The organism is [Bacillus] enclensis, assembly GCF_001456935.1.
Lineage (GTDB): Bacteria > Bacillota > Bacilli > Bacillales > Bacillaceae_B > Rossellomorea > Rossellomorea enclensis.
Genome location: NZ_KQ758482.1, coordinates 772489 through 786346, shown reverse-complemented (window position 1 = coordinate 786346; position 13858 = coordinate 772489). Strand labels below are relative to the sequence as shown.

General features: G+C 43.2%; 19 protein-coding genes. 14 read left to right on the top strand and 5 right to left on the bottom strand.

The window, feature by feature from the left end; genetic code table 11:
- Positions 1 to 24 precede the first annotated feature (24 nt).
- The 3 genes from AS034_RS03925 to AS034_RS03915 all read left to right on the top strand — a co-directional run bounded on the left by AS034_RS03925 (position 25) and on the right by AS034_RS03915 (position 2445).
- On the top strand, positions 25 to 213 hold the full coding sequence (locus AS034_RS03925; RefSeq protein ID WP_032087977.1) for a hypothetical protein: 189 nt from the start codon (positions 25 to 27) through the stop codon (positions 211 to 213).
- A complete protein-coding gene (locus AS034_RS03920) occupies positions 210 to 1052 on the top strand; it encodes a sulfurtransferase (protein WP_336433361.1) in 843 nt (280 codons plus the stop codon). Before AS034_RS03925 ends, AS034_RS03920 begins: the two co-directional genes overlap by 4 nt.
- A 496-nt stretch (positions 1053 to 1548) precedes the next feature.
- Positions 1549 to 2445 (top strand): 5'-3' exonuclease, encoded by an 897-nt coding sequence (locus tag AS034_RS03915; RefSeq protein ID WP_058297601.1) that lies wholly within the window; start codon positions 1549 to 1551, stop codon positions 2443 to 2445.
- Between the two features lie 60 nt (positions 2446 to 2505).
- On the opposite strand, the gene AS034_RS03910 is transcribed toward AS034_RS03915, so the two are convergent.
- Positions 2506 to 2637, bottom strand: coding sequence for a hypothetical protein (locus AS034_RS03910; RefSeq protein ID WP_058297600.1), 132 nt, complete (start codon positions 2635 to 2637; stop codon positions 2506 to 2508).
- 114 nt (positions 2638 to 2751) lie between these two features.
- Between AS034_RS03910 and AS034_RS03905 the strand changes: the two genes are divergently transcribed.
- Both AS034_RS03905 and AS034_RS03900 read left to right on the top strand, forming a co-directional pair.
- A complete protein-coding gene (locus AS034_RS03905) occupies positions 2752 to 3240 on the top strand; it encodes a divergent PAP2 family protein (RefSeq protein WP_032087981.1) in 489 nt (162 codons plus the stop codon).
- 35 nt (positions 3241 to 3275) lie between these two features.
- Entirely contained in the window at positions 3276 to 3542 is a 267-nt protein-coding gene (locus tag AS034_RS03900; protein ID WP_032088382.1) for a DUF6123 family protein, read from the top strand.
- Positions 3543 to 3643: 101 nt separating this feature from the next.
- Here the strand turns inward: AS034_RS03900 and AS034_RS03895 are convergent, their stop codons facing one another.
- On the bottom strand, positions 3644 to 4033 hold the full coding sequence (locus tag AS034_RS03895; RefSeq protein ID WP_058297599.1) for a reverse transcriptase-like protein: 390 nt from the start codon (positions 4031 to 4033) through the stop codon (positions 3644 to 3646).
- A gap of 26 nt (positions 4034 to 4059) precedes the next feature.
- Positions 4060 to 4740 (bottom strand): queuosine precursor transporter, encoded by a 681-nt coding sequence (locus tag AS034_RS03890; RefSeq protein ID WP_032087983.1) that lies wholly within the window; start codon positions 4738 to 4740, stop codon positions 4060 to 4062.
- Between the two features lie 98 nt (positions 4741 to 4838).
- Between AS034_RS03890 and AS034_RS03885 the strand changes: the two genes are divergently transcribed.
- Positions 4839 to 5489 carry a reverse transcriptase-like protein gene (locus AS034_RS03885; protein ID WP_231938014.1) on the top strand — a complete coding sequence of 217 codons (651 nt, stop codon included), beginning with the start codon at positions 4839 to 4841 and terminating at the stop codon, positions 5487 to 5489.
- A gap of 69 nt (positions 5490 to 5558) precedes the next feature.
- Complete coding sequence (locus tag AS034_RS22220; protein ID WP_064563964.1) at positions 5559 to 5735, top strand: zinc-finger domain-containing protein; 177 nt, start codon at positions 5559 to 5561, stop codon at positions 5733 to 5735.
- A 72-nt stretch (positions 5736 to 5807) separates the two neighbouring features.
- On the opposite strand, the gene cspD is transcribed toward AS034_RS22220, so the two are convergent.
- Positions 5808 to 6008, bottom strand: coding sequence for a cold-shock protein CspD (cspD, locus tag AS034_RS03880; RefSeq protein ID WP_007084796.1), 201 nt, complete (start codon positions 6006 to 6008; stop codon positions 5808 to 5810).
- Positions 6009 to 6369: 361 nt separating this feature from the next.
- On the opposite strand from cspD, the gene mntR reads away from it, so the two are divergent.
- Positions 6370 to 6786 carry a transcriptional regulator MntR gene (gene mntR / locus AS034_RS03875; RefSeq protein WP_032087985.1) on the top strand — a complete coding sequence of 139 codons (417 nt, stop codon included), beginning with the start codon at positions 6370 to 6372 and terminating at the stop codon, positions 6784 to 6786.
- Between the two features lie 110 nt (positions 6787 to 6896).
- On the opposite strand, the gene AS034_RS03870 is transcribed toward mntR, so the two are convergent.
- A complete protein-coding gene (locus tag AS034_RS03870; protein WP_032087986.1) occupies positions 6897 to 7115 on the bottom strand; it encodes a DUF3892 domain-containing protein in 219 nt (72 codons plus the stop codon).
- A gap of 164 nt (positions 7116 to 7279) precedes the next feature.
- Here AS034_RS03870 and AS034_RS03865 point away from each other — a divergent pair, with 164 nt between their 5' ends.
- The 6 genes from AS034_RS03865 (at position 7280) to AS034_RS03840 (ending at position 13814) form a co-directional block, all read left to right on the top strand.
- A complete protein-coding gene (locus AS034_RS03865; RefSeq protein WP_058297598.1) occupies positions 7280 to 7963 on the top strand; it encodes a class I SAM-dependent methyltransferase in 684 nt (227 codons plus the stop codon).
- Between the two features lie 96 nt (positions 7964 to 8059).
- Positions 8060 to 9751, top strand: a complete 1692-nt coding sequence (locus tag AS034_RS03860; RefSeq protein WP_058297597.1) for a formate--tetrahydrofolate ligase — start codon at positions 8060 to 8062, stop codon at positions 9749 to 9751.
- A gap of 34 nt (positions 9752 to 9785) precedes the next feature.
- Positions 9786 to 10268 carry a hypothetical protein gene (locus AS034_RS03855; RefSeq protein WP_052011542.1) on the top strand — a complete coding sequence of 161 codons (483 nt, stop codon included), beginning with the start codon at positions 9786 to 9788 and terminating at the stop codon, positions 10266 to 10268.
- 43 nt (positions 10269 to 10311) lie between these two features.
- Positions 10312 to 11172, top strand: coding sequence for a DegV family protein (locus AS034_RS03850; protein ID WP_032087989.1), 861 nt, complete (start codon positions 10312 to 10314; stop codon positions 11170 to 11172).
- A gap of 102 nt (positions 11173 to 11274) precedes the next feature.
- Positions 11275 to 11922 carry an HD domain-containing protein gene (locus AS034_RS03845; RefSeq protein WP_058297596.1) on the top strand — a complete coding sequence of 216 codons (648 nt, stop codon included), beginning with the start codon at positions 11275 to 11277 and terminating at the stop codon, positions 11920 to 11922.
- Entirely contained in the window at positions 11919 to 13814 is a 1896-nt protein-coding gene (locus AS034_RS03840; RefSeq protein ID WP_032087991.1) for an ABC-F family ATP-binding cassette domain-containing protein, read from the top strand. Before AS034_RS03845 ends, AS034_RS03840 begins: the two co-directional genes overlap by 4 nt.
- Positions 13815 to 13858: the final 44 nt, after the last annotated feature.

Genomic DNA, 13858 nt, shown 5'->3' with positions numbered 1-13858 from the left:
TTAAAAGGAAAAGGGGGAAGCCGCTTGAAAGTTAATCCATTTCATTGTTGTGCCACCTGTATCCATATTACTGCCAGCAAACAGTTGAACGCAAGGAAGACTTCCTATTTTTGCTCCCGTCTTGGTTATGAGACCAGGACGGACTATCGATTTTCCTGCTGGGAACCGAAGGAAGCTGTAAAGGATCTGATGAAAAAGAGGGGGATATCATGATGATGAATGTCCGGAGCGTGGATTGGCTGAAGGAACACTTGCCCGATCGAAAAGTGAGAGTGATTGATTGCAGCTTTTCATTAGGGGACTCGTCAGCTGGTAAAACCACTTATTTGAAAGGGCATATTCCGGGTGCGGTTTATTTTGATCTTGAAAAAGACTTATCCGGTCATGTGAAAGAGCATGGAGGGCGGCATCCACTGCCAAATATGAAAAACTTCCTGAGAAAAATAGAAAATGCCGGCATCGATAACGATACGGTCATCGTAGCCTATGATCAGGAAGAAGGGGCTTTTGCCAGCAGGTGCTGGTGGATGTTCCGCTATCTTGGCCATGAAGAAATCTTCGTATTGAATGGTGGATATAAAGCATGGAAGGAAGAGGGATGTGAATCAGAGACATCTGTTCCTGACTATGAAACGAAAAGTTATACTCCTTCATTCAACGAAGAAATGCTTGCTTCCCTAGAGGAAGTGAAAGGGATATCTAATCGGGAAATTCCAGGAATCTTACTAGATTCCCGCAGTGAGGAGCGTTACTTAGGTAAAGAAGAACCGATTGACCGGATACCGGGGCATATTCCGGGAGCAGTCAATATACCCTGGACAGAGGGAGTGAAGAAAGGTTACTTCCTGGAGGAAGCCAATGACCGGCGCTTTGCAAAACTTGACAGAAATACGCCAATCGTTGTTTATTGCGGGTCGGGAGTGACTGCCACGCCAAACGTCCTCGCGTTATTGGAAGCGGGATTCAGCGATGTCAAGCTGTATGCCGGGAGCTACAGTGATTGGGTCTCCTACGACCATCATAAAGTGGAAACAAATCGGACGAGCCTGTGAATGCAGGCTTGTTTTTTTTCTCCAGCTGTGGTGGCTAGAGACTGGAGGTCATAAGCCAAATCGGCCAAAAAGGCAATGAACGCCTTCCTGACCGGTTCGTCTTATGCCACCCGCCTCTGAGCAAAGCCCCTCCGCTTTTCGAATGTCCAGCTCCGGCGGCTAGGAGCTCGAGGTCATAAGCTAAACTTACCAAAAAGGCAAAGATCGCCTTTCCGGTAAGTTCATCTTATGCTTGTCGCTCCTGATCGAGCCGCCTCCGCTTTTCGATTGTCCAGCTGCGGGGCTTAGAGGCACATGTCATAAGCCAAATCGGCCAAAAAGGCAAAGAACGCCTTCCTGTCCGGTTCGTCTTATGCCACCCGCCTCTGAGCAAAGCCCCTCCGCTTTTCTAATTCCCAGTGGGGTGAGGGCTGAAATATGTTATACTTTTAATGGATTGTATATTTAAGAAACCGTGAGATTGCGGACAAAATAGATAGAGTCAGGAGTGTATGTAATGAAAAGAGATGAACACTTATTATTGATTGATGGAATGGCGCTCTTATTCCGTTCGTTTTTTGCAACAGCCGTGACAGGCCAGTTTATGATGAATTCAAAAGGGCTTCCGACCAACGGTGTACAGGGATTTATGAAGCACCTGCTGATGGCAGCAGACCATGTTAAGCCTAGCCACATCCTGGTATGCTGGGACATGGGAAGTAAAACATTCCGCAATGAAGTATATACAGACTATAAAGCCAATCGAAATGCCCCTCCGGTTGAGCTCATCCCACAATTTGATCTGGCAAAGGAAGTTGCGGAAGGCTTCAACCTTGCTAACGTCGGGGTTCCCGGTTATGAAGCGGATGACTGCATCGGGACACTTGCAAAGGCACACCATAAGGAACGCATGGTGACTGTACTGAGCGGTGATCAGGATCTGCTTCAACTGCTTGATGATGGAATCGAAATCATGCTCTTGAAAAAAGGGTTTGGAAATTATCAAACCTACACGAAGGAGCTGTTTGTAGAAGAACGCGGAATAACACCAGAGCAGTTCATAGATGTCAAAGCGCTGATGGGAGACTCCAGTGACGGATATCCGGGTGTGAAAGGCATAGGAGAAAAAACAGCCATTAAACTCATTCAGGAGCATGATGACATTTCAGGAATTTTAAGCAATCTCGATAAACTGACACCTTCCCAGCGCAAGAAAATTGAAAGTGATCTGGATATGCTCCATATCTCAAGGAAGCTTGCCGAAATACATTGTGAGGTCCCGCTGCCGCTGACAATAGAAAATGCCGTGTGGAGCCGCGTGCCGCATACTTCAATGTCATATATTGAAGAACTTGAGCTGAAGGTGCTTAGAAGATTCTTATTGAGCGCAGATTCATTGATTGCAACAAGCTAAACAATCAAAAAGTCAGGTTTTAGGCAGCCTGACTTTTTCTTTGATTTACTTTGTTACTTTCTATTCAGTTTTTTTTGCTGCATTTTCTAATTTGCTTTTTGGTTCCCCGGCGAATTCCATATCGGAAGCATTGCCCTGAGGATTTACACTGGATGCAGTATTTCCTTTATTCTTATTGTTGTTTTTGCTCATTTCTACGCCTCCTGAATCGTGATGATTACATGATTATTTTGCGTTCTGTCCCTTGAATTATCCCATGCAAACATGAATTTTTGGACAGACTAAGGGAAAGGGAGGTGTATAGCGATGAATAAAGGTGTACTGACAGCCTTACTGAGCATCTTACTCGCTCAGGGCTTCAAGATTCCCCTTCATTATATAAAAAGGAAAGAATGGAAACCGGAATTGTTTTTTCAAACAGGCGGTATGCCCAGCTCCCACAGTGCAGGGGTCGCTTCACTGACCACTTTCATTGCGTTGAAAAAGGGAGTGAAAACGATTGATTTCGCACTCTCCTTTATCTTTGGACTGATTGTCATGTATGATGCCCAGGGCATTAGACGGCAGACCGGAGAATTGACGCTGAAAGTGAACAGTCTGGATGAACTGGTCAGAAAAGCGCACGAAAAAGAATCAGTGGAATTTGAAGAAAAGAAGCCCAAGCGCCTGAAAGAAATGCTCGGCCATCAGCCTCAGGAAGTTGTGGGAGGCGCCCTGCTGGGTTTGGTGATGGGATCTTTAGGTTTTCTGCTGTCAAAAAAAGATAGGCAGAGAAAAAGATTTTTTGTAAGATGAAAGAAGACAACGCTGTAATTAGGGTGAGGGGACAAGTGAAAAAAACAACAGAAGATTTTCTCATTGATTTGGAAAACAGGGGATTTAAATTCCAGGAAGATGCAATCGGTTTTATTTATTTCGGTAAAAAATATACAGATGCACCGGATGAGCTTGTCAACAGTGCAATTGAAATCACGCTGAAGGCACAAAAAAAGTTTGATTCAAGCTTTTATATGTCTATATTGGAACGTCTGCATTCACAAAAGATAACTTCCAGGAAAGAAGCCCTTAAATGGATGGTCCATCAGGGACTCGCTTAAGAATTAAACAAGGACTTTCATGAGCAAAATGGCAAGGGTTGAATAAGAAAAATAAAACAAAAAGGAGTGCCATGCGGCCTCCTTTTTGATTAGATGAATGATCATCCATTTAAGTGAATGGCTTTCCTGGCAAGTTCATCAGCCATTTTGTTTTCTTTACTCGGCACCCATTTGATGAAAAACAATGGAATCTGATCTGCCAGCCGTAAAATATCCAGCAGAATCGATTTGTATAATGGGCTTTTGACAAATTCTTTTTCAACGGCATGCACCAATGCCTGTGAATCACTGCGGACCCAGACTGTGTCCGCATTTTTTTCAATGCAGATTTCCAGTGCTTTCTTGCAGGCGGTGAATTCCGCCAGGTGATTATCCATATCCCCGAGAGGCAATGAAAAATGCTGAACCTGTCCATTCTGTTTAATGACGATGCCGGCGCCGCTTGGACCTGGATTACCAGCACTTGCTCCATCGATATTCACTTCAAACATCAGGCGGTCACTCCTTCAAATAGAAATTAGTTGATATCTTTCGGGAATCGTTTGGCAATATAACCAAAGGGTGTGTCCAGTATGGAAATCAGCCATTTCAATAAATAGGTTGTTATGAATATCTCCATCCAGATATCGAACGGGAACGTACCGAGGAAAGCAATACTGGTAAATACAAGAGTATCCAATAATTGACTGATCATGGTACTTCCATTATTGCGTATCCAAAATTGCCTGTCTCCCGGGAACTTTTTCTTCAAATAGGAGAAGATATATACATCAGTGAATTGGCTCACCAGGTATGCAGCAAGGCTGCCGGCTGCAATTCTCGGTATCAGGCCGAAAATGGTGGACAGGGCTCCCTGTGCAATATCTTCCGGGTGGGGTTGAAATATAAGGGCCATCTGCATAATAATAGTCATAATGATCAACGTAAAGAAGCCGAGCCAAACTGCTTTTTGTGCTTCTTTTTTTCCATAGCGTTCATTTAAAATGTCAGTCACCAGGAAAGCTGAACCGTACATGGCATTACCCAAAGTGGCAGTGAGACCGAATATCTCGATCGTTTTAACGACTTGAAGATTGGCAAGTATTGTTGATAGGCCAATCCAGACAAATAACCCGGTACGCCCGAACATTCTATACATAATTAATAACAGGGAAAAAGTAATAATAACAAATAAAAGACCAAACCAGATATTAAACATGGAAATCCTCCTTTTTACAAACAATACTCTACATTATACAAATAAAAGAAACGATGAACAATATCAGACCAATACAGAAGAGAGTGATCAGGTTGAAGATGAAGCTGAAGTACAAATATGCGAGTAAAACAGCCACTGATATATGGTTTGAATCCACATGGTTCCCCAGGAAGGAAACAATGATCCATGTTGATGATTTAATGAAGACGGGGAGGGTCACCGACCTGGAAATCATCGATGAAATGGAAAATTCGTGGACAAGAAAAGAGTTTATCAAATTAAATCAAGAATTGGACAAAGAACCCCAAAACATCACCGTCTACTTTGATGGGGGATTTGATAAAAGTGCAGCACTGTCGGGGATCGGAATGGTCGTTTATTATGAAAAAGGTGATGAACGTTTCAGGATTCGTAAGAACGGGAAACTTGAAGAACTGGAAAATAATAATGAAGCCGAATATGCAGCACTCCATAATGCCCTTCTGCTTCTTGAAGAGATAGGAGTGAAAAATGCCCCCTGTACAATAAAGGGGGATTCGCAGGTAGTACTGAAGCAGCTTGAAGGGGACTGGCCATGCTTTGACGAGGCATTAAACAGATGGCTCGACCGGATAGAAGGGCAGATTGAAAAGCTGAACTTGAAGGTTACAATCGATGTATTGGACAGGAATGATAACAAAGAGGCCGATAAACTTGCCAATCAGGCTTTATTGGATAAGCAGGTACACAGTCATAAAAGGATAGAATAATTTCATTGACTAACATATATTCTATAAATAAAACTAACGTTAAGATGGTAAATGTCTAGGAGTGATGGTATGGACCGCAGACAAGCAGTTGATAAAGTGGATGAACTGATTGACACCTATTGCAGAGACTGCCTGCTAAAAGCATTTTTTCGCAAAGAATCCGGAAAAGCACGTGCACATCGATTTTGTATCAAGGAATGTACAGTAGGGGAACAGATCAAGCATTACGGGGAAAAGTTACAGTGAAAAAAATCACCGATAGAAAAGGAAAAGCGGACGATTTAAAAATCGTCCGCTTTTTTTAGCATATATGTGTGATTATAATTTGACTACGTTAGCAGCTTGAGGTCCGCGGTTGCCTTCAACAATTTCGAAAGAAACTTCTTGACCTTCTTCTAAAGATTTGAAACCTTCGCCTTGGATTGCTGAGAAATGTACGAATACATCGTCTCCGCCTTCTACTTCAATAAAGCCAAAACCTTTTTCGTTGTTAAACCATTTTACTTTACCATTTTGCATATTCTTCTAATCCTCCTAAATCAATCAAGCACTTATGGTGCTCATGGAAAATATTTATCATGAAATGTTGATTTCCACTGCTGAAGCACTAAAAATCGTTCCACTTCAATGATGTCTTTACTATACAATATGAGGATTTTAGAGTCAACATTTCGGAAATGCATTTTGCAGAAATTTTTAAAAAACTTAACTGGATGGACTAGGGATACCATATTGAATAGATCTATACTCCTGCATTACCTGATTCCAATTGCCCATAGGGTGATCCAGCACTGCTTGCTGAATGGAGTATCCGGGTTGTATTCATGCTCTTCTTATAGTAAACTTTTATTGATATTTATGGGAATTTGGAGGGTGCAGAATGCCTACACCAAGCATGGAAGACTATTTGGAACAAATTTATATGTTAATCGAAAATAAAGGGTATGCAAGAGTATCGGACATTGCAGAAGCCTTAACCGTACACCCTTCATCAGTGACGAAAATGGTGCAGAAATTAGATAAAGATGACTACCTGATTTATGAAAAATATCGTGGGCTCGTACTGACTCCAAAAGGTAATAAAATAGGAAAACGCTTAGTTTACAGGCATGAACTGCTTGAGCAATTCCTAAGGGTAATTGGTGTTAAGGAAGAACATATTTACGAAGACGTAGAAGGAATCGAACATCATCTCAGCTGGGATTCAATAGACAGGATCGGTGACCTGGTCCAGTTTTTCGAAGAAGAAGAGAAAAGACTTGAAGACTTGCGAGACGTACAAAGCCGAAGTGAATAAGAAAGTGCCGGCAAGCGGAAGACTTTCATAACGAAATGTAAAATTCAAAACTATAAAAAAGGGCTGCCCGATAAAAATCAGGAGCAGCCCTTTTACATATTTATGTTATATCAAAATATAGTCGGATATTCGTCAAATCCTTTGTTTGCTGTGTCCGAAGAGTAGATTTCGTACTCTCCCCATTCATTTTCATGAATTTCGACACCTTTTAGAATACCTTCAGCAGCTTCCAGTACGGCTTTTTGATAAGAAATGATCCTTCCCCCCGAGGTTTGAAAACTTATGATATCCCCGTGGTAATTACGCTGGACCTTCGTGATTTCCTCCATCTTCTGCCCCCCTTCCTCTATCGTTTTCACTAGTAGTATGGACAAATCTGTTCCAGTTCATAAGGAAGATGCGCTGAATTGAAAAGATAAATAGGGAAAAAAGAAGGATTTTACCGTTTATAATAAGAAATAGAGTAAGAGAATAATCAGACAGAGGTGTTAGAATGAACAAATCTGAATGGCACTCAAATGCCAGAACGCGGTGGGATGAGAATGCCGGTAATTGGCACTCTCGAAGCAGGGAAAACTGGACGACAGGGAGCCGTAAAAGTGTGATACCGTTCTTCCTTAAATCAGTAGATAGAGGAAAGAAAACCGGTGACCTGGGATGCGGGGACGGATATGGCTCCCATCTGCTTAATGAGAATGGATATAAGGTGACAGGAATGGATTTTTCTGAAAACATGGTGGAAATTGCACGAAGGCTTGAACGTGAAGGTCTGCAATTTGTGCAGGGAGACCTGACATCACTTCCATTCAAGGATAATGAATTTGATGCAGTCATGGCCATCAATTCCATTGAATGGACGGCATCTCCGGTTCTTGCACTAGATGAACTTGACAGAGTCACAGACAACGAAGGATATATATGCATCGGGCTCCTTGGCCCTACCGCACATCCAAGGGAAAATTCCTTCCCCCGCCTCCGCGGCGAAGAAGCGATATGCAACACGATGATGCCCTGGGAATTGGAAAGGCTGGCCGAACAAAAAGGCTGGAAGAAAATCGATGAAGAATGGGTATATAAAAAAGGGGTCGATGCAAACTTGACGGCATCACTTCCGAATGAATTAAGACAGGCACTAACTTTCATGACGCTGTTTATGTTTAAACGTTCATCATCATGATTGGGTGATTTTTTTAGTGCATACTAAGGTAACGGACATACCGGCTTTCTTATCGTAAGAGGAAAGAATACTAATGATAGATAAAAGGTGGATACGATGACTTTGACAACGAAGAAATTGAAAACAGATATCGAAATCGCACAGGATTCTGCTCTCCAGCCAATCCTTGAAGTCGCACGGAAAATAGGTTTGGGTGACGAAGATCTGGAGATGTATGGGAAGTATAAAGGTAAAGTCTCTTTTGATGCAATACATAACCTGAACAAACTAAAGGACGGGAAGTTAATATTGGTCACTTCCATCAACCCGACCCCTGCCGGTGAAGGAAAATCGACTGTTACGGTCGGACTGGGGGATGCACTTAATCAGTTGGATAAAAAGGCGATGATCGCCTTGAGGGAGCCTTCTTTGGGACCGGTCATGGGTATGAAAGGAGGCGCGACAGGCGGAGGATATGCACAGGTACTTCCGATGGATGAGATCAACCTGCATTTTACAGGTGACATCCACAGTATCACAACCGCTAATAATGCCCTTGCGGCAATAATCGATAATCATATACATCAGGGAAATGAATTGAATATCGATCCTAGGAGAATCGTGTGGAAGCGTGCCCTCGATATGAATGACCGCGCTTTAAGGAACATTGTAATCGGTCTCGGAGGCCCTGTACAGGGTGTACCGAGAGAAGATGGATTCGATATCACAGTGGCTTCTGAAATCATGGCAGTGTTATGTCTTTCCAAAGATCTCGATGAACTGAAAAATAGATTGGGCAGGATGGTTGTAGCTTATAATGTTAACAAAATGCCAGTCACTGTCAAAGACTTGCAGGTGGAGGGAGCACTGACATTATTACTGAAGGATGCCTTGAAACCTAACTTGGTGCAGACCATCGAGCATACTCCTGCACTTATCCATGGCGGGCCATTTGCAAATATTGCCCATGGATGCAACAGTGTCATTGCCACCAGGACTGCTTTGAAACTTTCGGATTATGTGGTGACAGAATCAGGGTTCGGTGCAGACCTAGGTGCCGAGAAATTCCTTAATATTAAGACACGTGCAGCAGGCATCTCCCCCAATGCAGTGGTTCTTGTGGCTACAATCCGGGCCTTGAAAATGCACGGCGGCCAGAGTAAGGATGAGTTGAACTCTGAAAATCTGGAAGCCTTGAACCAGGGGCTTTCCAACTTGAAAAAACATATGGAAACCCTTGATGAGTTCAATGTTTCTTATGTAGTAGCGATCAATCGGTTCATTTCAGATACAGCAAGCGAGATTGAGGCACTGAATACATGGTGTGAAAAAGAGGGAGTACCGGTATCCCTGACTGATGTATGGGCAGAAGGGGGCAGTGGAGGACTTGACCTGGCTCAAAAAGTATTATCTGTTATTGAACATAATGATAAGGAATTCACTCCCCTCTATTCATTGACCGATTCACTTCAAAATAAGATTGAGTGTATAGCAGGTAAAGTTTACGGAGCCGGAGAAGTGGATTTCTCTGTGAAAGCAAAAAAGCAGCTTGAAGAATTTGAAAAAAACGGCTGGGGAAACCTGCCTGTATGCATGGCGAAGACGCAATATTCCTTATCGGACGACCCAAGAAGGCTTGGGCGGCCGGAAGATTTCACGATAACGATCAGGGAGTTGAAACCAAAGATCGGTGCAGGATTCATCGTTGCTTTGACGGGTGAAGTCATGACAATGCCCGGGCTGCCAAAACAACCGGCTGCTTTGAAAATGGATGTTGATGAGAACGGAAAAGCCACGGGGCTTTTTTGATTAGATAAAATGTACTGGGGAGGAGGCGATTGGTATGTTTGATCCCACGGCTTTTGATAACTTAAAGGTGGTTGTTGAAGGTGAAGTGTACGACTTTGATCTGTCAGGAGAGATTTCCATCCTCGACCGGAAGGACCTATTCGATTTTGCTCATTATGAACGAACTTATATCATCCAGTATTCCCGGCCTGACTTATCAAGTTCCATAATTCTCGAACTTAAAGCGGATATGGGGCATTTTTTGGCTGAGAGAAATGGCATCCGGTCAAAGAATAAGGCCGGAGCGGCTATCCGGTTCATTTATTCCGGAAAAGAAGAATTGCATGACCATAAGGATGAACTGGAGGCTGTATGGGGGCCGGATAAAGAGTGGGAATGGATTGATATGCACTCCTCCGTCCACCCTTCAAATGTCCAGGGCGTTCTCAGCTTTAATAGAGTCATAACAGAAGAAATGGTGGATGATGTTATCCACATGGTTTCTTTTTCGATTGAGACGCTTGATATTCTTAAGTGAAGTGACATTTAGAAAAAGATCTGTAACTAAGGGGGCTGTATCGATGAAAATCGCTTGGGTGACCGATAGTACTGCTTATATTGAAGATCTATCCAAATGTGAGGAACAAGATGTGTATGTTGTGCCGATGAATATACTTATCGGTGAGAAAGAATATAAGGATGGGATCGATTTATCTCCACAAGACCTTTTTGAGAAATTAAAAGAAGAAGGGGCAGAGGTGAAAACATCACAGCCTTCCATAGGGACGTTCAAGGAATTATATGAGAAGCTTTCCGGCAGATATGATCATATTTTTTCCATTCACGTTTCTTCTCACTTCAGCGGTACGATGTCTTCTGCTTATCAGGCAGCCGAATTGTTGAAAGATACTGTTCCTTCCATTACGTGCATTGATTCAAAGACGCTGACATACCCATTGACAGAGCTCCTTGAATATGGACAATCCCTTCATAACGAAGGGGCTTCAATTGAAGATATCAAGGAATCAATTGAAGAAAAGGTTAAGACCCGGGAAGTATATGTCATGGTGGGAAGTCTTGAACAACTGCATAAGAGTGGAAGGATGAGCGGTTTATCCTTCTTCCTTGGAAGTATGCTAAAGATCAAACCCATCCTTGCGATTTCAGATGGGAAACTGGAAGTGAAAGAAAAAGTCAGGAATATCAATAAAGGCCTGGATAGGATGAGCGGCCTGCTTGGTGACGCGACTCAGCATAAGAACATCAGGAAAGTATCCATTCTGCACGGCTTAAATCACGACGAGGCACTTGAATGGATGAAAGAACTTAAAGCCAGCCACCCGCAAATTGAATTCGGGGCGTATCCCCTGGGAGCGGTCATCGATGTCCACGCAGGAGCCAACACAATAGGTATCAGCTGGTCAGAAGAAAAAAACCGATAATGAAAACATGGAGATGATGCATGAGTGTAAAAGCTTATATATCATCTCTTTAATCGTTTCGCTCCGTTTTTTGTTACAATAGGAAAGAAAGGGGATGATGAAGTGGGCCGGGACGAAATAGATAAACTGATCCAAGCATTAAAGCATGAATACAAAGATGAATCTTCAGGTCATGACTGGCATCATCTTGAACGTGTGAGAAAAAATGCCCTGCTTATTGCAGAAAGGGAAAATATAACAGCTACATATATCATCGAATTGGCCGCCCTGCTTCACGATGTTCCTGATGATAAGCTTAATGCTACAGAGGAAGAGGGGAAGAGAAAACTTGATGGGTACGTATCCATGCTCTCTTTAAAAGAAGAAGAGAAGGAAGAGCTATACGACATCATTTTCTCGATTTCCTACAAAGGCGGAAATGAAAAACCGCTGACTTCCATAAAGTCGATGATTGTAAGGGACGCAGACAGGCTGGACGCCATAGGAGCAATCGGCATTGCCAGGACATTTGCATATGGCGGGAAGAAAGGTCAGGTATTATATGACCCAGATATAGAAGAAAGGTCAGTGATGACCCTTCAGGAATACCGGACGGGAAAAAGTTCGGGCATCCATCATTTTCACGAGAAATTATTGAAATTGAAAAACTTGATGTGCACGGAAACCGGGAAGGTCCTTGCTGAAGATCGTCATGACTTCATGCTCCACTTCCTGAAGCAATTCAACAAAGAATGGAATGGTCGAGAATGAGAATGTTAACAGCTGAGAACCTGTCAAAATCATACGGAGAGAAAACGTTGTTTGACAGTATCTCGTTTTCTATAATTGAAAAGGAAAGAGTCGGCCTGATAGGTGTCAACGGCACAGGTAAATCAAGTCTCCTCAAGTTGATAGCCGGGATTGAAGAATATGATTCTGGTGAAATTACATCACCCGGAGATTATCATATTGCTTATTTGCCGCAGGAACCTGAGATAGACAGTGATTTGAGCGTCATTGGCCAGGTTTTTAGCGGAGAAGCAAAAATAATCAAAGCCATGCGGGAATATGAAACCGCCCTCCTCGAAATGGAACAGGACCCTGAAAGCAGCACATTGCAGGAGAGATTATTTGAAGCACAGAAGAGGATGGATATCCTCCATGCATGGGAGGCAAATGCCAATGCAAAAGCCATCCTGACCAAATTGGGCATTTATGATTTTTCCAAAAAAATGAGTGAACTGTCGGGAGGGCAAAAGAAAAGAGTTGCACTTGCGGGTGTTCTTATCGAGACCCCTGACCTCCTCATACTGGATGAACCTACAAACCATCTTGACTATCAGTCCATTAAATGGCTGGAAGATTACTTATCAAAATATAAAGGCTCCGTACTGCTTGTGACGCATGACAGGTATTTCCTTGATCGTGTCACAAACCGGACGTTCGAATTGGACGGAGGCAAACTTTATTCTTATACCGGGAATTATGCTTCCTTCATAGAAGCGAAGGCGTCAAGGCAGGAAAACGAACGCCTTATTTCCGAGAAGCAGCAAAACCTGTATCGCCGTGAACTGCAATGGATGAGAAGGGGTGCTAAAGCAAGGACAACAAAGCAGAAAGCAAGAATCCAGCGTTTCGAAAATCTGCAGGATAATATGCCGTCAGGCCCTGACAATTCTCAAGTGGAAATTGCAATCGGCGGGAACCGCCTCGGCAAGCAGGTATTCGAATTGAAGCAGGCAGCGAAAACCTTTGATGACAAGGTGATTTTGAAAGACTTCAATTACTTAATCAAGCCCGGTGACAGAATCGGGGTCGTTGGTAAGAATGGTAGCGGAAAGTCCACTTTTCTTAATATTCTCTCAGGGGCGGACGACCTGGATACCGGAGAGCTGATTACAGGGCAAACCGTTAAAATAGCTTACTATACCCAGGGGCATGAAGAATTGGATGAAAACATGAGGATGATTGAATATATCCGGGAAGCCGGGGAATTCATCACCACGGATAAGGGGGAAAGGATCTCAGTAACCTCCATGCTTGAGCGATTCCTTTTCCCGATGAGTACTCACGGTACCCTTATCCGCAAGCTTTCGGGCGGGGAGAAGCGGAGGCTGTTCCTTCTGAAATTACTGATGGAAAAGCCGAATGTCCTCCTGCTTGATGAACCTACCAATGATCTGGATACAGAAACACTGACAGTCCTTGAAGATTATATAAATGACTTTTCAGGTGTCGTAGTGACTGTATCCCATGATCGGTATTTCCTGGACAAAACGGCCAGTCAATTGCTCGTCTTTAACGGGGGAGGAGACATCGGCACCTACTTTGGGGAGTATACAGAGTATTTAGAGGAAGCTGAAGCAGAAGTGAGAAAGTCGGCAGCAGAAGAGAAAAAACTGGAGCCTGCACCAAAGCTGACAACTCAGCAGCCGGAGAAGGATAAAAAAAGGCTTTCCTATATGGAAAAGCGTGAATGGGATGAAATTGAAGGGAAGATTGCTTTCCTTGAGGAGAAACTGGAAAGCGTTCAGGAAGAGCTTGATCGTGCAGGCAGCAATTTTGAGCGGGCACAGGAATTGATGAATGAAAGCCAGCAATTGAACGACGAGCTGGAACACTTGATTGAAAGATGGAGCTATCTATCTGAATTTGCTGATTAAGCGCTTTGGTTTTTACAGAATATCAACTATGTTATGATGAAATA